The organism is Telmatocola sphagniphila (assembly GCF_018398935.1).
Taxonomy (GTDB): Bacteria; Planctomycetota; Planctomycetia; order Gemmatales; family Gemmataceae; genus Telmatocola; species Telmatocola sphagniphila.
Map to the genome: position 1 here is coordinate 5,086,298 of NZ_CP074694.1, position 22,392 is coordinate 5,108,689.

Here is a 22,392-nt window from a genome sequence, read left to right on the forward strand (position 1 = left end):
GGATGTTTCGAAAAGGAGGATTTCGAGGATAGCTCCATCTAAACCTAATTTGCTGAACAACGATGTCAAATTAAAAGCGCTTCGACGGACGCTTTTCGCGCCGGGCGCGAATTTTTTCAATGAATTTCCGATTTCTTTAGTCATTTTGGAAACGAATGGTCTAAAGGTGTCGCTAAAACCGATATCGCCCGCACATTCTTATTGAAGTTCGCAGAATACCAATTCTCCTTGACCCAAAAAATCAGCCCCCTTAAACTATAGCGGATATCGTTAGGGTAGATCGCCTTCGATTGGCCATTAATTCCGCTGCCAAAACGGGTTACCACCTGGGCAGCTCTTTGGATTATTCGCAGGAACTGCAAATCTCTTATTCAAAATGCCTTAAACCGGACGCTCTCCCGATTCCCAGTGCCAGGATCGCTTCCCTGGTGATGGTCTCTTTCAATGTGAACGTCCGCTAATTTTTGGGGAACCTCTTCATGGTAATTCGATTCAAGCCCCGTCGTCTCTTCGCCAGTCTGGGGGCTGCTTGCCTATTTGCCGCAAATTCCCCAGTTCAAGCCCAGAACTATACCTGGAGCAGCTCGGCCCCCGGTGGCAACTGGTCGCAGTCAGCCAACTGGGGCGGCAGCGCCCCGTCCGGCGCCTCCCCCACGACTACGCTCACTTTCGGAGGCACGACGACCGCCGGCCTGACTAGCTCCAACGATATTGCGAATCTTCAAGTAAACTCGATCACTTTCAACTCGACGGCCGGGGCTTATAGCATCTCCGGAAACGCCATTCAGTTCCTGAACAGCGGATCCACCATCACCCAAAATTCCAACAGTAATATCAGTCTACCTGCTTTGACTATCTCGAATGGGCTCAGCATCAACGGCTCGGGCACCGGAACTCTCACAGTTAATAGCCTGGCCTTCAACAGTGGCGGGGCCGGAAATCAGGCCAGTCTTGATACGGGATCGAAAGTGCTGGTTCTGAACGGCGATATGTCGCTGGATGGAAGCGGTGTACCGAATGCGGTGACTGTAAAAGGAACGATTCAACTGTCCGCGGGCAACCATACTTTCAATGGGTTGAACTATACCGGGGCGAATGCCCAGGACATCGTGTTCAGCAACGTCTTTCAGGGCTCCGGGGGCATCACTTATACCGGTATCGATTCTGTAGCCATCACGGGAGTCAGCACTTACACCGGTGCGACCATCTTCTCGAGCACTACTGCCAACTACCTGGGAGCCACCAACGCCCTGCCCTCGGCCAGCGCGGTCACCGTGAATTCCACTTTGCAATTCTTCACGACGGATCCCAGCGGCGGGGTGACCATTGGTAACTTCAGCCAGAACATCGGTTCGCTCGCGGGAGCGGGCTCGGTGAATATGGGCTCCGCCAGCCTGACCACCGGTAACGACAACACCAACACGACCTTTTCCGGTATTCTCAGCGACGATGGCTCGGGTAGCAGCACCATTACGAAAGTCGGAACAGGCACCTGGACTCTCAGCGGTACCAACACTTTCACCGGACAACTGGTCATCGCGAATGGCACAGTCGCCGTCGGTTCGTTCGCGGCCCCGGGAAACAGCAGTAATCTGGGAGCCACGGCGGCCAGTAAGAACTTTATTTTGGGGGGTAACGGCACCACGGGCTTCCTCCAATACACCGGATCGAGTGCCGCCAGTTACTCCCGTAACTTCACCTTGGCTACCGGCGGAAGCGGCGGTTTCCTCGGAAATCTCGGCGATTTGACCCTCTCGGGCAGTATTAGCGGCAGTGGGAATCTGATCAAAGCCGGAACCAACAACCTGATTTTAAGCGGTACGAACACCTTTACCGGTTCGATTACCGTCACCGGTGGGAATTTGAGTCTGACCGGAACCGCGAACTCTTCGGGCAATATTAACCTGCTCGGTGGAAAACTCACTCTCGATAATACGGCCTCGGCTTTGACTCGATTGGGAACCACTCCCACGCTGACCCTGAACATGGGCGAGTTGAACATCATCGGAAACACTGTGAATCCCAGCGGAAACATCGAAAACTTCGGTGCGCTCAATGTCATCGGGGGAACGAGCGCCAACAATCGCCTCACCCTGACGAATTCCGGCTCCGCTTTGCAAGTGACTTTTTCCAGTCTCAACGTCAGCAATGGCTCCAGCCTGCTGATTCGCGGCGACAATCTCGGCGGCAGCAGCGGCAGCTATACCCGCGTGCTGTTCACCAGCGCCCCCGGGACGACTTCGGCCCCCCTATCGGGCGTACTCTTCGATAATTCCTCCAGCGGCACGGGACTGGGACTGGCCGCTTACAGTTCCACTCTCGGCATCGTTCAGTTCACCGCGGCCAACACCACGGGGAACATCATCGACAACATCAATTCGCCCAATACTTCCACGATCGCCAACTTCACCACCGGCAACGGCGGCTCGACCTTGACCATCAACGCCGGGGCCACCATCGTCGCCCTGAACTTCAGCAACGAATTCAGCACGGCCAACTTCAAAAATCTCTACGGCTCCAGCGGCAACAACGCCAACGCTCCCGCCGGCACTCTGGTAGTCAGTAGTGGTCTGATCCAGGTCTTGAACACGGCCACCAATGTGACCGTGAACGGCGATACGGGAGGCAGCACCCTCAGCACCGCGGGAGGCTTCACTTTCAATTTGAATCAGAATCTCACCTTCGCTTCGAACATGACACTCAGCGCGGCCGGTCTGACAAAACTGGGGGCCGGTAGCTTGGTGATCAACGGGACGAATTCAATCGCCGGAGATTACAACATTTCCAGCGGAAGTGTGAGCATCGCCGGAGCCACGACCGCGGGGAACCTCAACATCAGCGGCTCTTCCGTGGCTTCCTTCAATAGTGCCAGCACTCTGAATTCGATCAATCTCAGTGGCACCGCAACAGTGAATTTTGCCGGCGGATCGGCCGGTAGCATCAGCTCGTCTTCCTCTTCGACATCTTTGAACCTGACCGGCAACCTCACTCTGACCGGCAATTCGACCACGACCTTCGCGGGTGTGATCAGTGGCGGATCGGCTTCGCTGATTACCAGTTCCGGCAGCACCGGCACTCTGACGCTAACCAACTCCAATACTTTCGGCGGTGGCTTGGCGGTTAACGGTGGAACGGTTTATCTGGCTAATGGCAACTCGGCCGGTACCGGCACGCTCACCCTCAACGGCGGGACCGTCAGTTATTCAGGCGGCACGACGACCCTGGCCGCAGCCGGATTGAGCTTTGGAACCTTCGGAAGTAGTACTCTGCAAGTGACCACGGCCGGAACGGTCCTCACCGTCGCTGGCGTTTCCGGCTCGGGCTCCTGGACCTTCGATGGCGGCCAAGGCATCACTTCGACCAGCCGTGGCGGAACCCTGCTCATCAATTCGACCTCGGTCTCCTCGGGCGGTTCGCTGTCGGTCATTGGCAACGGGCTGGTACAACTGGGAGCCAATAATGCCCTACCCAGCGGCATCAACTTAAATGTGACTCCCGGCAACGTCTCGAACGTTGGAGCCGGCCTGGATCTTCAGACGTTCAACCAGACGGTTGGCAACATTACAGCGACACTCGGCACCAGCAACTCGCCGATCACCGGCCAGCCCATCGTTCAGGGAAGCGGTACTTTAACGCTCAACGGCGATGTCAGCATTGTGACCTCCGGCTCGGCCAGCTATCCTCTGACCATCAATCCTTCGGTCGTACTGTCGGCGGGTAACCACAATTTCTCAACGCAGGCCGGCGGTAATTCGGATGTGTATCACGGCGATTTGCAGTTCCTCGGTAGCATCAGCGGCGCAGGCAGCGTGACACTGCCCTCCACTTCTCAAGGAATTATCGACTTCGAAGTCGCCAACACTTACACCGGCACAACTTCCGTGCTCGGCGGCACGCTGTACTTACGCGGCAATAATGCCATTCCCTCAACCAGTGCCGTCACCCAGGCGGCCGGGACGGTGATCGATTTCACCGGCGGGAACGTCCTCACCAGCGGTACCAGTTCTACCTTTGGTTCACTGACGGGAGCCGGCAGCATTATTCTCGGCTCTTCCTCAATACTGACAATCGGAGCCGATAACACCTCCCCCGCGGCCTACACGGGAGCCATCAGCGGCGGCGGCAGTCTTACGAAAATCGGAACCGGCACACTCATCCTCAGCGGAACGAACACGTACACCGGCGGGACCAACGTGAATGCCGGTAGCCTTCGCATTAACGGGTCCCTCTCCACGGGGGCCGTGCAAGTTTCGCAGGGGGCAATCATCGGCGGGAACGGCAGCATCAATGGCACTCTGACGGTCGCGGCCGGAGGGACGATCGACATTGGTAGTGCACCGGCAACTGTCGGTACCCTACGCGTCGGAGGCAGTGTCACCATTAATGGCGGTACCGGGGGCTCGACGACCAACTGGAATGTCGACATCAACGGTACGACTACCAGCAGCGCCGACAATTTGACGCTGCTCAGTAGCTCGGCGGTTTTGAATTTCGTCGCCACCGGCGGCAACAAAATCAACATTCAGATGAATGATCTGGCGTCGGGTATGGTGGTGAATAACGACTACACATTCAAGATTGCTACCGTTTCGACCGGCACGGGATCGACGAACATCCAGAGCAACGGCGGCGTGTTCACCGCCTCGCAGTTCACCTTCTCGGCAACGAATTTCGCATTCACCAATCAGAACATCGCCATCAATGGCGACAACCTGATCATCTCGTTCACGGTGATTCCCGTGCCCGAACCCGCCACACTGCTGGTGTTTGGTTCGGCCGGACTGGGAATGCTGGGGTGGATGCGAAGGCGCAAAAATCGCAAACTTACCAGCACCGCCTCGATTGCGTAAGTGATGCTGAACCTATTCGCAGAGGCACACTCTTTGGAGTGTGCCGTTTTTATTGGTGGCCGCGCCTAGAATACCTACCATGGGTAAAAAGAAAAAAGTCCGCGTCGAGTTGCGGAAGAACCGCTCCAAGCCACCCCGGGATCATTCCTGGACCAAAGGCTTCGGGGAGCATGGCTTTGAAGAGCTGGCTCCCTTGTCCGATGAACGCGTCCGTCCCAAAGGGGAACTTTCCCGCCATCGCACCATTATTCAGGAACACTCCGCCGTACGATCTGCCGAGATGGAGATGCCCACGGTTAGTATGGACGGCTGTCTGCATGGCCGGGTGCTTCGCGTGCACGGTCTGCAAAGTGTCGTCCAAACGCTCGACGGCGCGATTTACCGCTGCACCGTCCGCCGTCTGCTGAAAAGCCTGGTAACCGATGAACGAAGCGTGGTGACTTGCGGCGACCGAGTCTGGTTCCGCCCGGCCGCCGATAACGAAGGCATGATCGAGGTTGTTGATCCGAGGCATGGTATTCTCACCCGCGAATCCCGCCGGCGCGAGCACGTGCTGGTGGCCAATGTCGATCAAGTGGTCATTGTCTTGTCGCTGGTGGAACCCGATCTCAAACCCCACCTGATCGATCGCTATCTGGCCAGTGCCCGCCAGGGGTCGCTGAAGCCGATCATCGTCCTCAACAAATCCGATCTGGCGGAGACGGTGCCGCTGCAATCGCTCATCGGGGCCTATTCTCAGCTCGGCATTACCACCCTTTTGACCTCCGCGAAGACCGGCCAGGGAATCGAACGGCTACGGCGTTTTTTGGCCAACCGCTCCAGCGTGTTTTCCGGCCAATCGGGCGTCGGCAAATCGTCGCTGCTCAATGCCATTCAGGATGGGCTGACTCTGCGCGTCTCGCACGTATCCGACGTGAATCAAAAAGGACGGCATACCACTACCACGGCCGAATTGATTCCGCTGCAATTCGGCGGCTGGGTTGTCGATACGCCGGGTATTCGCCAGATGCAGATCTGGGATGTTCGACCCGAGGAAGTAGAAGGATTCTTTGTGGAATTTCATCCGCTCGTACCGCTTTGCGGTTTTCCCGATTGCATGCACACTCACGAAGAGAATTGCGCTGTGAAAAAAGCCGTCGATCAGGGACTCATCGGCTCCCGCCGCTATCACAGCTACATCGGCATGTTCGAAGAAGCCAAGGGCAAAGTCAAACACGCGTAATCTCCCTCACGCCCTTCAAAAATCATCTACGATAATTGCATGCGAACCTGCCGGATCATCATCGTCAATTACCGGACGAAAGAACTCGTAGCCGATTGTCTGCAATCCCTTGAAGCGGAAATGCGCCAGGAGCCCGGTTGTCACGTGATAATCGCTGACAATGCTTCACCGGACGATTCGGTAGGGTATTTGAAAAACATCATCGCCCAGCACAACTGGACTTGGGCGAGTGTGCTGCCGTTACCCAAAAACGGCGGCTTTTCCTACGGCAACAATGCCGGCATCCGGCCACTGTTCGAAACCGACAACGACATTCGCTACATTCATCTTCTGAATCCGGATACGATTGTCCGACCCGGTGCGATCAGCCGACTGCTCGATTTTCTGGAAGAGCATTCCGAAGTTGGAATCGCGGGGAGTTTTCTGGAAGAGATCGATGGCACGCCGCAGTGCGCGGCATTCAACTTTCACAGCGTGTTGAGCGAGTTCGAGCGCGGGCTCCGGTTCGGCCTGGTCACAAAAATTTTGCACCGGCAGATGGTGGCCCCGCCGCCGGGTGGGCCGACGCGGCGGGTGAACTGGGTCTCCGGCGCCAGCATGATGATCCGGCGCGAAGTGTTCGAAGATATCGGCTTATTCGACGAAGATTATTTTCTGTATTACGAAGAGACCGATTTTGAATTGCGGGCGCGTCGCGCCGGCTGGCCGATCTGGCATGTGGCCGAGAGCAAAGTGGTGCATCTGGAAGGGGCCAGCACCGGCGTGACCGGGGCCGGTAGGGCTCTGAAGAGAGTGCCCTCCTACTGGTTCGAATCGCGCCGTCGCTATTTCCGCAAGCATCACGGCAGCGGCTATGAATTCATGGCGAATTTAGCTTACGCATCCGCCTATGGGGCCTGGCGGATTCGCCGTAAGCTGCAGGGCAAGCCCGATCCCGATCCACCTCGGTTATGGCAGGATTTCGTTCGTTTCAACTTCGGGCTGGGGCGCTGAAACCGGTTTTCTGGCTTCCACTTCCTTGACGACGACCCCTTCCCCGGCAATGTGATAGAGCAGATGCCGAGGCAGTCGCAGGAGCATCAACACCTGATCCTCCTTGAACTCCTGGCGATAGATATCTGCGTGAGTATTCAGGTAGGAAAGCACTTTCCCCTGACTTTGGGGACAGGTCACCTCGGCATCGACGAAATCCATCGTCAGCGCTTCGATCACGGCATCGGTCAAATCGTCGAGACCTTCTCCGGTCAGCCCGCTGATGGCAATCGCCTTGGGGTACATGTTCTTCAGGAAGATCAAATCGTCCCGATTGTTCGGCATGGCATCGATCTTGTTGAGAACCAGAATCATCGCCTTTTTGTCGCAGCCCAGTTCTTTGAGCACCTTATTCACCGCACTGATATGTTCTTCCACGGCCGGGTTGGAGGCATCGACCACGTGCAGCAGGAGTTTCGCCTGCCGGGCTTCCTCGAGGGTCGCTTTGAAGGAGGCCACCAGATGGTGGGGCAGATTGCGAATGAAACCTACGGTATCGGAGAGCAGGACTTTGCCCCAATCCTTGAGCCGCCACTGCCGGGTGCGCGTATCGAGCGTGGAGAAGAGTTGATTTTTCACCAGCACATCGGACTTGGTGAGCACGTTCATCAAGCGGCTTTTGCCGGCGTTGGTATACCCCACCAGACTGACCGTATGTTCCTCGCGGCGACTGGCGACTTCCCGCTCTTTGCGGGCCTGCACTTCGACCAGCTTGTTCTTGAGATCGCGAATTCGGCCGCCAACAATCCGGCGGTCTTCTTCAAGCTGCGTTTCCCCGGGACCGCGGGTCCCGATGCCGCCGCCACCCAGTCGCGACAAGTGGGTCCACATCTGTTTCAAGCGGGGAAGGCTATATTCGAGTTGAGCCAGTTCGACCTGCAGCCGGCTTTCTACCGTACGGGCGCGGGTCGCAAAAATATCGAGAATCAGTTCGCTGCGATCGATGACCTTGATGCTCGTGGCTTTCTCGAGGTTCTTGACTTGCCCCGGCGAGAGATCATTGTCGAAAATGATCACATCCGCTTCGGTCGCTTCGACCAACTGATGAAGCTCATCGAGTTTGCCTTTGCCTATGTAAGTACCGGGATTGACATCGTGTTTCTTCTGCGTGAGTTCGCCGACAATTTTGGCCCCGGCGCTTTCGGCCAGACCGCGGATCTCGTCGCAGGGGTCGTCGGATAGCCAGGGACGATCGGGTAAAGCCACCGATACGAGAATCGCCTTTTCCTGGCGAACCGACGTACTTTCCCGATCATTTTCGAATGATGTGCTGATGAACGGACTCCGGAAGGTCAATGAATGCTCACTCTAAAGCTATTTTACTACGGTGGGCCCTGGAATTGATAGACCGGGCCTCGCGAAATCCAGGAATTGATACCGACTGCCAAAAGATCGGATTACTTCAGCTGTTCTTTCTTCTTTTTTGCAGAGTCGGCTTTATGCTTCTGGAGGCTCCAGACATCGGCCTGATAAGCCCCGATCGCTTTGTCGAAGGCTTCCCGGGCTTCAGTCAGTTCTTTCAAGGCAACATGCACATCTCCCAGATGTTCCCATTCCTCTCCAGTGACATCCTCCGCTTTGCTGAGGTTCAATGCGCGCAGCAAATATTCTTTTGCCTCGAGATGCTTGCCCTGCTTGTGCAGCACCCAGCCCAGGCTGTCCAGATAGGCACTGGTCTCAGTGGGCAGCTTAGCGGCCTGCCGTTGCGGGATCAGTCGGGCATCTTCCTGGATGGCCTTGCGAATCAGGCGCTCGGACTCGTCGAGGGAACCCTTGAATTCCAACAAAAAATAGCCGAGGTTATTATTCACCAGCGGGTCGTTCGGATTCTGTTCGTACCAGAGCCGTAGCTGTTTCTCGGCTTCCTCAATTTTCCCGGCGTCCTGCAGAACCCGGCTATAGGTCGCCCGGACGCGGTAGATCTCCTGAGCCGTCAGCGGTTTCTGAAGCAGCTCTTCCAATTCGCGGATCGCTTCCGCCGGGCGATTTGCCCGCGATAACACATCGCAGCGCATACACTGAATGGCCAACCGCTGATCGGCCTGGGCCTGCGTCAGCATCTGCTCGATGGTTTTCAACGATTCGTCCCAAAGTCCCTCGTGATCCTGTGCCCGAGCCAGATTCCAGGTGAGATTGAACTCGACGAGTTGTGGCAGCTGGGTTTCCGTTTTGAGTTCTTCTTTGGCGAAAGCGATGACTTTTTTCCAATCCCGCGCGGAGCTATACAGAGTCATCAGGTCGGAAATAACCGTCGGGCGAAGATTTCGCTGATACGGCGGGACCGGCAATTCCAGCGATTTTTTGAGGAGGATTTCACTCGAATTCCGATCTTCCTGGAAGAGGGCCAGATAGCCGAACAGGTACCAAGTCCGGACATGATAGTTGGGATTGTCCTTCATCTGCTTCACCAAAAAAGTGATCGTCTGGGTCGACAGCTCCCGGGAATGATTCAAACAGGAACAGAACAGCGGAATCAATCGCTGAGCGTTGGCCCGTTCCGGTGAGTAGCGATCTTCCGGCGGGGTGGATTGCATGACCAGCTGATTGAAGCGGTCGACGAGAGCCTGAAAGCGCCCCTGTTCCTGATACATTTCCAGCAGTTCCTGAATCGGCTCGTTGGTCGTGGTCTTTTCAATCAGGGCCTCCAGGATCTTTTCAGCCTCCGCTTCGCGCCCCGGGGTGCGGGCCAGTTCGTGCGCGTAGATGAGCTTCAGACCGGTCTGATGGCTCTGCCGGGCGATTTCCTTCTCGAGCATCGGCAGGATTTCGGCAGAGCGATTCAGTTTGCGCAGCAGCTCGACTTTACGGCTGTACGGAGCCTTTTCGTTGGGTTGGTAGAGGATGTAGCTGTCGAGCAATTTCAGCGACTCGGCGAACTCGCCGCGCTGGTAAGCGATATCGGAGAGATACCAGTTAAGACGGACGGCCGAGAAACGTTCTTTATCTTCCTTCAGTTCCAGATAGAGGTCCCGGGCTTTTTTGTAGGGCTCCACCGCTTCGGAAAATTGTTTCAGGGACTGATGCAGGGTGCCGAGCTTTTCGTAGGCCTCGGCCTGGGCGGCAATCATTCTTTGATCAGTGAATATCGCGTTATCTAAAAACTGATCCTTGTAGCGAGTAAAAATAGCTACTACTTCGCGCTCCGATGCGATGGCCCCGGCAATGTCCTTAGTGCGTTCGAGGTAACTGGTCAGCGCCGTCTGCATCAGGTATCTTCGCTCGGGCGCCCCTTTCAAATGCGGGCTGGCCAGACCCAGCCGCAGATCCTCGATGGCCCCCTTGAGATCGCCCTGAGCCTCGCGCAAGCGAGCCAGTTGAAAGCGCGATTGATAATCCTGCGGTTCTTGCTTCAGGACTTTTTCGCAGGAAATTTTGGCATCGTCGGCTCGGCCCAGACTGAGATAGATCGGGACCAGTTCTCTTTGAATACTGGCCGCTTCCGGATCGAGCAAGGCCGCGCTTTCGAGGGTGCTGACGGCCAGCAATAAGCGTTCTTCCCGGGCGTACATAGCGCCGAGGGCAAAAAGAGTCAGCGCCTCGGAGGAGCGAGCCATCGCCTTCGTAGGTGGAACAACCCATTTTTCAGGGCGTTCGTCGATCTGAAACCCGGGGGCTAGGAATATTACAAATAAGCAAGTATGCATGGCAAATCCGTTCGCGAAGCTAGCCAATCTCCAGTTGGGACAAAGCAGCATAACCGGAATTTCTTTTCCGGGCAATCGGACTCTGGGCGGATCAGCCCCCCCTGAGTTGCCGGATGCAACGGATAAAACTGATCTAATGTGTTGTAAATCTCAGGGAGTAGACTAAATTTCGTTCTGACCGAATGCGGAGAAACAAAATGGATATAACCTAGTAAAATATGAAGATGGCAGAGAACGGCTAAATCAGGAGGATGACAGATACCATGAATTCTGAAACGCAGAAGGTATACAATCAGGCCGTTTCGCTTATCGAACCGGACCAGCTGGAATTGATCGATTCGCTGCTTCAGCATCTGGAGCAAATCAAACCCGATTGTCTGGATTATTCCTGGGGACGCGTGATTCATTTTCGTTCCGCGCACTGGAAAGCGGGGAACCCCGCCACCATTCCTTACTCGGATATAAAAAAGCTGCGCGACTCCCAGAAATCGGACGAGACAAAATCCTGACGCGCCTCGGCCTCAAATAAAATTTAGCTACCAATTTTCCAATTTGCTCGCTCTGCTTGCTTCCAGCCGTTGCCCGCTCGTTTCTCATATAAAAGCCGTAGAAACAAATCTTGTCAGCGATTCGTATCGCCGGTCGAACACGGGTTTTCGAACATATGATGACCACCAATTCCCTGAATACCATCCACGGCACATACGAAAAATTGGATACCCACGCCAAAGCCTTGCGAATCAACATCGATAAGCGCCGTTACGGCACCTTTGCGGAAATCGGCGCCGGCCAGGAGGTGGTCCGCTGGTTCTTTCGCGTCGGCGGTGCCTCCGGCACCATTGCCAAAAGCATCTCCGCCTACGATATGTCGGTTTCCGACGCCATCTACGGCGGCTGCGATCGCTACGTTTCCCGGCAGCGACTCGAAGCCATGCTGGATCACGAATATCAGCTCAACCTCGACCGGCTGATGCCCGATCGCGGCGATTCCTCGGCCTTTTTTGCCTTCGCGGATACCGTGGCCGCTCGCAATTTTTCGGGCACCAACGAAAGCCACGGCTGGATGGGGGTCCGCTTCCAGGTCTTCCCACGCGATGAGGCCAGTCAGATCACTCTGCACGTGCGCATGCTCGACAAGGAAAATCTGTTACAGCAGGAGGCGCTGGGAATCATCGGCGTCAATCTGCTCTATGGAGCCTTCTACTTCAATCAGGAGCCCGAACAGCTGCTCGAATCGCTGCAGGATGGCCTGGCACCCGGGCGGATCGAAATCGACATGATCGAATTCGCCGGGATCGGCTTCCGGCAGGTCGACAATCGACTGGCGGCCTTGAAACTGGTCCAACTGGGCCTGAGCGATGCGGCCATGTTCGACGCCTCGGGTAAGGCGCTGCAGCCTTCCGAAGTGTTTCGCAAAAGACCGGTCCTGGTCGAACGGGGCAGCTTTCATCCGGTGACCAACGTAAACGTCGATATGATGCGGGCGGCTGAGGAGACCTTTGCCAGCGAGCTCCCCCCGGAGGACAAAGACAACATCGTGCGGGTCATGGAATTGACCATGAAAAATCTGCTAACCGGGGAGAAGGTCGATCACCGCGACTTTCTGGCCCGGGCGGATCTGATGGCCGCCTGCGGAATGACCGTACTGATTTCCGATTACTTCGAATACTATCGTCTGGCCGCCTATCTCAATCAGCACACCAAAAAACGCATCGGCATCGTCATGGGGGCGGCCAGCGTTCGGGAACTTTTCGATCCCAAATATTACACGCATCTCGATGGGGGAATTCTGGAGTCGTTCGGCCGGTTGTTCAAACACGAATTGAAAGTCTACGTTTATCCGTTTCTGAATCCGGAGCTGCAGAAGCTGGAAACGGTGGATAATCTGGAAGTGAACCCGCTGCTCTCCAAACTCTACGGCCATCTGGCCGATCATGGCTATCTCGTCCAGCTGAAGAACTACCGGGACGACTGCCTGGGAATCTTCTCCCGCGATGTGCTCAACAAGATTCAAAAAAATATCCCGGGCTGGGAAGCTTCAGTGCCCGAGGAAGTGGCCAAACTCATTCATCAGAAGTGCTTTTTCGGCTATAAAGCGCATCGATAAGTATCGAAGTGGGGATCTCGATCTGTAACAAACTTGGAGAATAATTGAACTCTCCAAGCAAATCTATTTCCGCGGGACGCGTGAAATCAATCGGATCCCTTGGGTTTGGGAGCTTCTGCCGCTTTACCGTTCTTTCCGACTGGACCCGGAGGAGCCGTTGGGGGAGCCTTCGTCGCGGTAGGCTTGCTCGATTCGCCCCCACAGCCCGCCAGAAGACCAAAACAACCACACAGTACACACACGCTCAGTAACTTTCTCACTGCTTCTGCCCTTCTACTTGATGTTAAAACCGAAAATGGCGAAAAGTTCCCTTCTCGCCATTACAGATTGCTTCGAATCAAAAATTATTAGTTGCCGCCAATGAGATCGAAGTTGATGATACCACCATCGTTGATACCGCCACACTGCTGCAGAGCCGTCCAATCCGCCGCACCCGGAGTGGTTCCCACACCCTTGCGGACGTGGCGAACCGAACCGTCGCAATAGGCGAACTGCACGATACCCGTGTGCTTGCTGCCGTAGGTGTACCACTGAGCCGTACTCGGGATACCCCAGTACAGAGGCAAAGAACCCGCACCCATCCACGTCAAAGAATAATCCCGAGGACCGACGTCGGTACCACCCAGGCATTCACCGAATGCAAACGTGTTCGACGTGCCGTCCGTGATCGACGTGATCTTCGTCTTCGAGTCGGCGTAGTAGACGCCCGCGTTCGGATAGGTCTGACCGAACTCGCCCGCGCAACCGATGTAGTTGCAACGGCCAGCTCCGGGATACAGCGAAGGAGAACCGCCGGCGGCATTCCCACCGTTGGCGTTGTAGTAACCCGTCAAGGTACTGCCAGTGATGGTCAAGCCGATGAACACGCCGTATTGCTGGTTGAATTGATCGCCATCGGAGGGGCACAGGAAGCTCTTCACTACCGTGCGACCAGCCGTGATGCCCGGGGCCGTGGCGCCCAGACCGATGGAGCCCCACCAGTTGCTGCTGTAAGAGTCCATGAACATATTCGCGGGAATCAGGTTGTACGCGTTACCCTGCTCGATGTACGGCAGAATATAGGCCATCACACCCAACCACGAGGTGCTGGCATTCAAGCCGGGAGGGAAGTAACCGTAGGCGCTTTCGTAGTTGTGAGAGGCCAGAGCGATCTGCTTCAGGTTGTTCTGGCAGCTCATACGAGCCGCGGCTTCACGAACCTTCTGCACCGCCGGCAGCAACAGACCGATCAGGATCGCGATGATCGCGATCACCACCAGCAACTCGATCAGCGTGAAACCGCGTCGAGCTTGCTTACGGGCGTTCAACAATTTCAACATGCCGCACTCCAACAAAAGAAAAAAAGAAAAATGAAAGAAACAACTCACAACTACTGCTTGTGTGGAATCGAGATTTATCGCAACTCCTGAACAAACAAACAGTTCCTGACAGCCTCAAATGTGGCGATGAGATAATGTGCAGAACAGAGGAAAGTTTCTCTGCTTAATTGATAATGAAAATGCTATTAAATAACAATGATTTATAAATTAATAATTGATTTTTAATTCGATTAAAATTTGTTTATCTGATGTGAAAATCAACAAATTAAAGAGTCAAATCTGGCTGAAGGCTCACTTCCACCAGATTATATAAATATTATTTAATTTAAAATAAGACTCATTTAATCAATCAGATCCCTTGGGTTTGGGAGCTTCTGCCGCTTTACCATTCTTGCCGACTGGACCCGGAGGAGCTGTCGGGGGAGCCTTCGTCGCGGTAGGCTTGCTCGATTCGCCCCCACAGCCCGCCAGAAGACCAAAACAACCACACAGTACACACACGCTCAGTAACTTTCTCACTGCTTCTGCCCTTCTACTTGATGTTAAAACGAAAATGGCGAAAAGTTCCCTTCTCGCCATTCAATTTTCAAATCTCGAGTTTATTAATTGCCGCCGATCAGATCGAAGTTGATGATATTACCATCCGAGATACCGCCGGCCGACTGCAGGGCCACCCAATCCGCTGAATAAGGAGTGGTACCCACGCCTTTGCGAAGGTGACGAACCGAGCCATCAGCATAAGCGAATTGAATGATATCGGTGTGCTTGCTGCTGAAGTTGTACCAATTCGAAGGTTTTGGCAGACCCCAGTACAAAGGCATCGAACCCGCACCCGCCCAGGTCAACGAATAATCCCGAGGACCGGTATCCGTCCCACCCAGGGTTTCGCCGAACGCGATCGTGTTCGACGTACCGTCGGTGATGGACACAATCGACGTCTTGGAATCTAGAAAGTAGATCCCGCCGTACGGCTGGAAGGTCGGACCAAATGCACCCGCACAACCAATGTAGTTTGATCGACCGGCCGGGGGATTGGGACTGCTACCGCCACCCGCGGCGTTACCGCCGTTAGCGTTATAGAAGCCGTAGAAGGTCGAATTGTACTGATCGATCACCAGACCGATGAACACGCCGTATTGCTGATTGAATTGATCGCCATCGGACGGACACAGATAAGACTTAATCACCGTTCGGGCGGCAGTGATACCCGGAGCCGTGGCACCCAAACTGATCGAGCCCCACCACAGTGAACTGTAGGTCGGCTGGAACATCGCCGAAGGAATCAGATTGTACGCATTGCCTTGTTCGATATAGGGCAGAATTTCAGCGAGGACCCCCAGCAGGGATTGATTACCCGCACTCATACCGGCTTGAAGATTCGTGGGATTCACGACCAAACCGGGAGGAAATACCCCGTAGGCGCTTTCGTAGTTGTGAGAGGCCAGAGCGATTTGCTTCAGGTTGTTCTGGCAGCTCATGCGAGCCGCGGCTTCACGAACCTTCTGCACCGCCGGCAGCAACAGACCGATCAGGACTGCGATAATCGCAATCACCACCAGCAACTCGATCAGCGTGAAACCGCGTCGAGCCTGCTTTCGGGCATTCAACAATTTCAACATGCCGCACTCCAAAAAGGAAAAATGAAAAAAATAACCTCGACTTAGTAGGAACTGAAATTCCTGAGTAGCCAGCGGTTCCGTGTTGACCCAAACCAAGGAGAGAAAAAGGATAGACAAAGAAGCAAAAGGGTCAGTCAGAGCCGTCTGTTTGAGGTTTGGACATGATAAGTTAATGAGAAATTCATTTCAATATCTTTTAGCTTGTTTTTTATCATATTATTCTAATTTTAGATTTTATCTATATTTATTAACTTTAATTAATATCAATCGCAAACTATTGAGCTTCCTACATTTAATGCGTTATGGCAGAATTCTCTCGCTCGCGAAAGCACGTTTTTTCCGCTGCAAATGGAAATCACATTCTTCCTAAGACGATTTTTGCGGAGCATCGCGAATACTTTGTTCTTATCTTTTGCGATTTCCACTTAATAGATTTATAAAAATTTCTTAAGTCGAAAATTTGTTGTCTGGAGAGACATTTGGTGAGAATTCGGACTAAAAGTGAATGTCGACTCCGGCCGATTCTTGCCGGGTCTCAGATTGACGGCCCGGCTTCACCGGCAACTCGTCTGACAAAATCGATCCGTTTTTGAGACTGAATTTCGAAGGGCAAGGAAGATCTTTACGATGCCTGCCCTGCCCACTTTCACCTGGACGGCCGCGACCTCCCTACTTCAAAAACAGCTAAAACTCTTTGAAAATCAGTTGATCGACCCATTCCATGACGGATAAGCCTGGGAATCGCTGGAGAAACTGACGCCAGACTCGACGATACCTGTGCTTCAGAGAATACAGATTCAAAACGCAGTATTTCATCGACTGCATTTGCCTCGCACTGCCTTTTTGGTGCCTGAACTTCCCCCAATATACAAAACCGTGATCGGATGGCCGGGAAAGTGAAAACGGCGAACCTTCCGCTCAAATCCGATTGCGGTCGAAGATTCTCGACCCACTGAATGCCGAGGCCGTTCGCGCCGTCGTCTTACGAGGAGTCGCGTTGTCGAAAAGCTCTGACAAAGAGGAATTCGAAGCCGAACGGGAGGCAATTTCGATCGATTTATTGGCGGGATGGGGTTCAGAAGTCGAGTTGCGAGATTTCGAAGTGCAGACGCGAGGGGCCGTTGGTCCCTGTGGCGCGTCTGGTGAATGAAACAGGATTACTGAGGCGTCTGAGGGGCGGTACTGTTGGATTGCTTGCCGTCGGAAGGGGAATTCTTACCGGGAGCGGCGGAAGCCCCTGCGGCGGCAGGTTTGGGAGCATCTTTGCCTACGGGCTTCAGATCCTTGTTGAGATCCTTTTCTCCGCAACCAACGAGAAAAAGCGTAGTAATCATGGCGAAGATTTGCAGCGAACGCATGCGGTCAACCTCTGAGTCTTTAAAAGAAAAAGAGCATTGGAATCACACTCCAATGCTCGAAGAATCAACTCGATCAATTAGAAAGTACGTCGTTCAGGTTCACATCCCCATCCGACTTGCCGGCGAGTCGTTGTAAGGCATCCCAGGCGGTATTGGTTCGATCTTTAATTTCCTGAGACGATGCAGGAGTATTGTTACCCGATCGAAGGCCACGCACCGAGCCATCGCCGAAGGCGACGTTGTAAATTCCGGTGTGAAAACTGGAATAGGTGAACAAGCCTTTATCTTTCGTAGCCGACCAATACGAAGGCATGCCGGTGGCGTTGAACCAAGAGAACGACCAGGAACGCGCATTGTTATCGAAGGCACCGGTAACTTCGGCGAAGAGGATCGTATTCGAAGTTCCATCGGTGATGCTGATCAGCGCGGTCCCTTTTTCTCCGGTAAAGACCCCTTCGTGAGCGGCATAAAAAGGCTGCGAAAGACTGGCGGAATTGGTGACAACGTAGTGGCCGAGGGTTCCTCCAACTGGAATATAATTCGTCATGCCGGGCAATCCGCCCGAGGCTTGCAGGCTGCTGGAAGTGAATCCGTTGACGCTACCCGCTCCCCGGATGGTCGCTCCGCCGATAGGCGTCACGTTTCCTTGTCCGATGTCAAATGCAATCGCGCCTGAGGCTTGATAGAGAGAAGGATCGGAAGGACATTCGTAAGTTTTGACGCGATTTCGCGCGGCATTGAAAACCGTCGGCCAGAAAGCAATGAGACCCGTGGAATCATCCAATGGGGAAGTGGTGTTGGACTCCGGAGTCACGGTAGTGATGCGCGGGTCGATCTGCTTGTAAATATTGTCTTGCTCGAGATACGGCAATATGAGAGTCAGAGGTCCCACGTGGCTCCAACGATGCTTTCCGTAAGGCAGCACGCCATTCGCCGATTCATAGTTATGAGCACCCAGAGCGATCTGCTTCATATTATTCTGGCAACTCATGCGGGCCGCGGCTTCACGAACCTTCTGCACAGCCGGTAGCAACAGACCAATCAAGATCGCGATGATCGCGATCACCACCAGCAACTCGATCAGCGTAAAAGCCTTTCGAGGCCGGTTTTTCTTAAACCAACCCATTCGTTGAAACATCAATACTCCTGATGAGAACAAGAAGCCCAAAGCAGCAATTCGGCAAAAAGAAATAAGCCTATACCAACGCCTCTCTGGGCATAAATCGGGCAGGGAAGAGGTATAATTAAAGTTATTTTCATTAAAATAGCAATTCAATAATATTTTCTTTATTTTTTAGAAAAACTCAAAAATGAATTGGAATACTCGCAAAAACGACTGGTTAATCTTCACAAAATTTGGGATTATCAGCGTTTTAGATTAAACGATAATTTGAATATGATAGTGTTATGACAAGCCATGTAATCGTTTTATTAAAATATCTTGATCAATTGAAGTAGCACGAAGTGGAAAAATGAGAGGGGCCGGGCTTGGGCTTTCCCGGCCTGCAGAGCTTCAAAATCGATCTCAACTCTTGGGCGGAGCGTTGATCGCCGGAGCCTTACTTTGGGGCGATGCGGCCCCCGGCTTCACTCCGGCTGGCGGCTTAGCCGCCGCTTCCTTTGGGGCGGCATCGTGGGGCTTGCTTTCACTGTTACACCCCGTCAGGACCACGAGGCCAACAGCTCCCCGGGCCAACCAACTTAAACTGCGCTTTTTCACTGCGTTCCCTTCTTGAAAATATGGGTTTTAAGTTCGATCAGTTCGAATACGGATTGGGCGAAGGGATCACCTGGCCATCCGCCATCCCCGAGAGTTGAATCAGACCGCCGAAGGTGTTGCCGCCTCCTTTGATCAGCGTTCGCACCGAGCCGTCGCAGTAGGTCACGTTCAGAACTCCCGGATGGTTGCTGCCGAATTGATACCAGCCGGCTTCCACGTTGGGGATATCGTAAGCGGTCCCCATGGAGCCGACCCCGAACCAGGAAAAGAGCGTCGAGCGCGTTCCGGTCTGTTCTCCACCGAGACTTTCGCCGAACATCAGGGTGTTGGAGGTTCCATCGATGATACCGGTGATAGTCACCTTGGATTGCGTCGTGAATACGCCTTGATACGGGGCCCAGCCGTTGCTCGAAGCGAATGCCCCAAGCCCGCCGGCCACGCCCAAATAATTCGTCAAACCGAGCGTGGGGGTGGCGCCCGGACCGAAACTCGCCGCCGTTATGGAACCGGAATTCGGATCGTACTCTTGAGCTGCCAGCAGCACGAAAATGCTGGCACTGGAGGCCCATTGATAAGGATCATCCGAAGGACACTGAAGAATCTTGAGGCGATACTGCGCGGCCGTCCACTGCTCGTTGACACCCCACCAGTTGGGGCCTGGGGTGTTGACGCCTCCCGTGAGCGTCGAAGAGAATATCGAGTAAATGTTCCCTTGTTCGAGATAGGGTAGTAACTGAGGAATTAGACCCACAAAACGGTAACTCCAGAAGTCGCCCACGCCATAATTAGTGCCAGGGGCCGGCCCATAGTATCCCGCCGGCAGCACGCCATAGGTGCTTTCAAAATTCAGAGCGGCCAGACCCAACTGCTTGAGATTATTCTGGCAGGACATGCGAGCGGCTGCCTCGCGAACTTTCTGCACGGCCGGTAACAGCAGGCCGATGAGAATGGCAATAATGGCGATGACCACTAAGAGTTCGATCAGCGTGAAACCGCGACGTAACCTGCGCACTTCCGATGGCAATGACAACATTCTTACTCCCGATAGAATGAAACGAAAAAAACAACTGTGGGCAATGCGTCCTGATAAACATGAATATTATTTAATTTGTTAATATTATTTAATTATTAACCGCATTTTAAGCTATCGGCAGGTGGTGACCGCGACTTCTCGTTGAAAATATGTTAGTCAAATCCCGGGTAAATGAGCAAGAGCTGTTCCCGGATTAAAAAATGCTCATCATTTATTAATGAGAGTTAATCAGCCATAATATAAATATATTTTAATATTAATGGAAATTTCGAAGTTATTGTGCGGGAAAATGGCCGACTTTTTAGGTCGTTTTTAATGAGTAGCGGATCTGAAAATGGCTCTCATTTTAACCCGATTTTTCGAGAGCAAAATCGGGAGGTAATTAGGGTGTCCTGAAATTCCCTTGAGCCGATGTCGCCAGATAATACAGCTCGTCCTGGAGATTGTGCAATATTGCTCACCACTCACTTCAAATAGAGCATCACCACCGCCAGATCCGCCGGAGTAATTCCACTGATTCGGCTCGCCTGCCCGATACTGCGCGGGCGAATTTTGCCTAGCTTTTCGCGAGCCTCCGCACGCAACTGGGGAATGCCCTCATAAGCGAACGCTTCGGGAATCTTCTTCTCTTCCCACTTCTGAAAGCGCTCGACCTGTTCCGACTGCCGATTGACGTAACCGGCGTACTTCAATTCCAGAATCACCTGCTCGATTACCTCGGGCTGGGAATTCCACTCGGCCAGCGCCGGCTGGAATTCCACCATCTGGCTCCATTCCGTATCGGTGCGGCGCAGCCATTTTTCCAGCGTTTCGCCGTCGTGTCGATTCTTCTTCAAGAACGTCAGGAGCTCGGCAATCCTTTCCTCTTTGCGCGCCAACCGGGTCGTCGCTTCCGGAGTGATGGCGCCGATTTTCTCCGCCAGCGGCGTCAACCGCCGGTCGGCGTTGTCGTGCCGCAGCAGCAGCCGGTATTCCGCCCGCGAAGTGAACATCCGATAGGGTTCGTCCACACCCTTGGTCACCAGATCGTCGATCAGCACACCGATGTACGCCTGCGATCGATCGATGACGAAACCCGGCTTCCCGGCCACTTTCAGCGCTGCGTTATAGCCCGCGAGTAATCCTTGAGCCGCCGCTTCTTCATAGCCCGTCGTTCCATTGATTTGACCGGCGAAAAAGAGGCCGCTGACCGGCTTGGTTTCCAGAGTGGAGTAGAGCTGCGTCGGCGGGGCGAAATCGTATTCCACCGCATAGCCCCAGCGCATCACTTCCGCTTCTTCCAGGCCGGGAATTTCCTTCAACATGGCCTGCTGAACGTCCTTGGGCAGACTGGTGGAAATGCCGTTGCAGTAGTATTCCCAGGTGTGCAGCCCTTCCGGCTCCAGAAATATCTGATGAGCGGTTTTGTCCGCAAAGCGGACGATTTTGTCTTCAATACTCGGGCAATAGCGCGGCCCGCAGGTCTTGATCTGGCCGCTGTACATCGGCGAGCGATGCAGATTCGCCCGAATGATGTCGTGCACCTTATCGTTGGTGTACGTGATGTGGCAATTCCGCTGCGGCACGGTGATCTTCGTAGTCGCAAAACTAAACGGCCGCGGGTGGGGATCGCCCGGCTGCTCTTCCAACTTGGAAAAATCGATCGTGCGGCCATTTAATCGACAAGGCGTACCGGTTTTGAATCGCTTCAGTTCGAAGCCGCATTCCGACAGACTATCCGAAAGATTCTCGGCCACCGCATCCCCGGCCCGGCCCCCCTGCGTCTTCGATTCGCCGGTGTGCATCAGCCCCTTGAGAAAAGTACCCGTCGTCAGTACCACTGTCAGGGCGCGATAGAGCGTATCGCCGCGCGCCAGCACGCCGCGAATTTTTCGCATCCCCGGGCTATTTTCGAAGACGAGAGCTTCGACGAGTTCCTGGCGAAGCGTCAGATTGTTCTGTTCTTCGACCCAGTTCTTCATGGTGAACTGATAGAGCTTTTTATCGGCCTGGGCACGCGGGCTGTGCATGGCCGGGCCCTTCGATTCGTTGAGCATTCGAAACTGAATGCCGGAAGCATCGATGCATCGGCCCATCACGCCGCCCAAGGCGTCGATTTCGCGGACGATTTGCCCCTTGGCAACGCCGCCGATGGCCGGGTTGCAGGACATCTGAGCCACGGTATCGGCATTGATGGTCAATAGAACCGTCTTGGCGCCCAGGCGCGCCGCGGCCATGGCCGCTTCGACTCCCGCGTGCCCCGCCCCCACTACCACCACATCGAAATCGTAGGTCAACGCTGGCATATCTCTCCCAAGTAAGCTCCATTCATTTTACTGCGTCGGGACAATTCCGTTTACCGCGACGCGCTAGCGGAGCGTGATTCCCTTCTTTCCAACGCGACAGTGGAGTGTGATTACTTCTATTCGTTGCGATAAAACACGTTCTGTAGCGAGTTCGATATTATCTCAAACAGACCCGGTTTGGCCCCTCTTTCCAATCTCGCCAG

The 22,392-nt window shown here is 54.1% G+C and carries 14 protein-coding genes; 5 read left to right on the forward strand and 9 right to left on the reverse strand.

Annotated features, from left to right (window positions below; translation table 11 throughout):
• Positions 1 to 479 precede the first annotated feature (479 nt).
• From KIH39_RS20410 to KIH39_RS20420, 3 genes are all read left to right on the forward strand, one after another.
• Positions 480 to 4,850, forward strand: coding sequence for an autotransporter-associated beta strand repeat-containing protein (locus KIH39_RS20410; RefSeq protein ID WP_213495070.1), 4,371 nt, complete (start codon positions 480 to 482; stop codon positions 4,848 to 4,850).
• Between the two features lie 79 nt (positions 4,851 to 4,929).
• On the forward strand, positions 4,930 to 6,072 hold the full coding sequence (gene rsgA, locus KIH39_RS20415; RefSeq protein ID WP_213495071.1) for a ribosome small subunit-dependent GTPase A: 1,143 nt from the start codon (positions 4,930 to 4,932) through the stop codon (positions 6,070 to 6,072).
• Between the two features lie 39 nt (positions 6,073 to 6,111).
• A complete protein-coding gene (locus tag KIH39_RS20420; protein WP_213495072.1) occupies positions 6,112 to 7,065 on the forward strand; it encodes a glycosyltransferase family 2 protein in 954 nt (317 codons plus the stop codon).
• Here KIH39_RS20420 and hflX read toward each other — a convergent pair.
• Positions 7,021 to 8,400 carry a GTPase HflX gene (hflX, locus tag KIH39_RS20425; protein WP_246539361.1) on the reverse strand — a complete coding sequence of 460 codons (1,380 nt, stop codon included), beginning with the start codon at positions 8,398 to 8,400 and terminating at the stop codon, positions 7,021 to 7,023. The genes KIH39_RS20420 and hflX overlap by 45 nt on opposite strands.
• A 101-nt stretch (positions 8,401 to 8,501) precedes the next feature.
• Positions 8,502 to 10,748, reverse strand: coding sequence for a tetratricopeptide repeat protein (locus KIH39_RS20430; RefSeq protein WP_213495073.1), 2,247 nt, complete (start codon positions 10,746 to 10,748; stop codon positions 8,502 to 8,504).
• A 263-nt stretch (positions 10,749 to 11,011) separates the two neighbouring features.
• On the opposite strand from KIH39_RS20430, the gene KIH39_RS20435 reads away from it, so the two are divergent.
• Positions 11,012 to 11,257 carry a hypothetical protein gene (locus KIH39_RS20435; RefSeq protein ID WP_213495074.1) on the forward strand — a complete coding sequence of 82 codons (246 nt, stop codon included), beginning with the start codon at positions 11,012 to 11,014 and terminating at the stop codon, positions 11,255 to 11,257.
• 158 nt (positions 11,258 to 11,415) lie between these two features.
• The gene (locus KIH39_RS20440; protein ID WP_390623715.1) at positions 11,416 to 12,855 is read left to right on the forward strand and encodes a TonB-dependent receptor; all 1,440 of its coding nucleotides are present in this window, start codon (positions 11,416 to 11,418) and stop codon (positions 12,853 to 12,855) included.
• 347 nt (positions 12,856 to 13,202) lie between these two features.
• Here KIH39_RS20440 and KIH39_RS20445 read toward each other — a convergent pair whose 3' ends face one another.
• The 7 genes from KIH39_RS20445 to mnmG form a co-directional block, all read right to left on the reverse strand.
• On the reverse strand, positions 13,203 to 14,174 hold the full coding sequence (locus tag KIH39_RS20445; RefSeq protein WP_213495076.1) for a DUF1559 domain-containing protein: 972 nt from the start codon (positions 14,172 to 14,174) through the stop codon (positions 13,203 to 13,205).
• Positions 14,175 to 14,776: 602 nt separating this feature from the next.
• Complete coding sequence (locus KIH39_RS26690; protein WP_246539362.1) at positions 14,777 to 15,793, reverse strand: DUF1559 domain-containing protein; 1,017 nt, start codon at positions 15,791 to 15,793, stop codon at positions 14,777 to 14,779.
• A gap of 1,157 nt (positions 15,794 to 16,950) precedes the next feature.
• Positions 16,951 to 17,151 carry a hypothetical protein gene (locus KIH39_RS20455; protein WP_213495077.1) on the reverse strand — a complete coding sequence of 67 codons (201 nt, stop codon included), beginning with the start codon at positions 17,149 to 17,151 and terminating at the stop codon, positions 16,951 to 16,953.
• A gap of 73 nt (positions 17,152 to 17,224) precedes the next feature.
• The gene (locus tag KIH39_RS20460; protein WP_213495078.1) at positions 17,225 to 18,289 is read right to left on the reverse strand and encodes a DUF1559 domain-containing protein; all 1,065 of its coding nucleotides are present in this window, start codon (positions 18,287 to 18,289) and stop codon (positions 17,225 to 17,227) included.
• 387 nt (positions 18,290 to 18,676) lie between these two features.
• Positions 18,677 to 18,871 (reverse strand): hypothetical protein, encoded by a 195-nt coding sequence (locus tag KIH39_RS20465; RefSeq protein ID WP_213495079.1) that lies wholly within the window; start codon positions 18,869 to 18,871, stop codon positions 18,677 to 18,679.
• Between the two features lie 37 nt (positions 18,872 to 18,908).
• Positions 18,909 to 19,904: a DUF1559 domain-containing protein gene (locus KIH39_RS20470; protein ID WP_213495080.1), complete on the reverse strand. Its 996-nt coding sequence runs from the start codon at positions 19,902 to 19,904 to the stop codon at positions 18,909 to 18,911.
• 464 nt (positions 19,905 to 20,368) lie between these two features.
• Positions 20,369 to 22,189, reverse strand: a complete 1,821-nt coding sequence (mnmG, locus tag KIH39_RS20475; protein ID WP_213495081.1) for a tRNA uridine-5-carboxymethylaminomethyl(34) synthesis enzyme MnmG — start codon at positions 22,187 to 22,189, stop codon at positions 20,369 to 20,371.
• Positions 22,190 to 22,392 lie beyond the last annotated feature (203 nt).

Coding starts and splice junctions, on each gene's coding strand:
- KIH39_RS20410 (WP_213495070.1), top strand. CDS start 480: ATGGTAATTCGATTCAAGCCCCGTCGTCTCTTCGCCAGTCTGGGGGCT.
- rsgA (WP_213495071.1), top strand. CDS start 4,930: ATGGGTAAAAAGAAAAAAGTCCGCGTCGAGTTGCGGAAGAACCGCTCC.
- KIH39_RS20420 (WP_213495072.1), top strand. CDS start 6,112: ATGCGAACCTGCCGGATCATCATCGTCAATTACCGGACGAAAGAACTC.
- KIH39_RS20430 (WP_213495073.1), bottom strand. CDS start 10,748: ATGCATACTTGCTTATTTGTAATATTCCTAGCCCCCGGGTTTCAGATC.
- KIH39_RS20435 (WP_213495074.1), top strand. CDS start 11,012: ATGAATTCTGAAACGCAGAAGGTATACAATCAGGCCGTTTCGCTTATC.
- KIH39_RS20440 (WP_390623715.1), top strand. CDS start 11,416: ATGACCACCAATTCCCTGAATACCATCCACGGCACATACGAAAAATTG.
- KIH39_RS20445 (WP_213495076.1), bottom strand. CDS start 14,174: ATGTTGAAATTGTTGAACGCCCGTAAGCAAGCTCGACGCGGTTTCACG.
- KIH39_RS26690 (WP_246539362.1), bottom strand. CDS start 15,793: ATGTTGAAATTGTTGAATGCCCGAAAGCAGGCTCGACGCGGTTTCACG.
- KIH39_RS20455 (WP_213495077.1), bottom strand. CDS start 17,151: ATGCGTTCGCTGCAAATCTTCGCCATGATTACTACGCTTTTTCTCGTT.
- KIH39_RS20460 (WP_213495078.1), bottom strand. CDS start 18,289: ATGTTTCAACGAATGGGTTGGTTTAAGAAAAACCGGCCTCGAAAGGCT.
- KIH39_RS20470 (WP_213495080.1), bottom strand. CDS start 19,904: ATGTTGTCATTGCCATCGGAAGTGCGCAGGTTACGTCGCGGTTTCACG.
- mnmG (WP_213495081.1), bottom strand. CDS start 22,189: ATGCCAGCGTTGACCTACGATTTCGATGTGGTGGTAGTGGGGGCGGGG.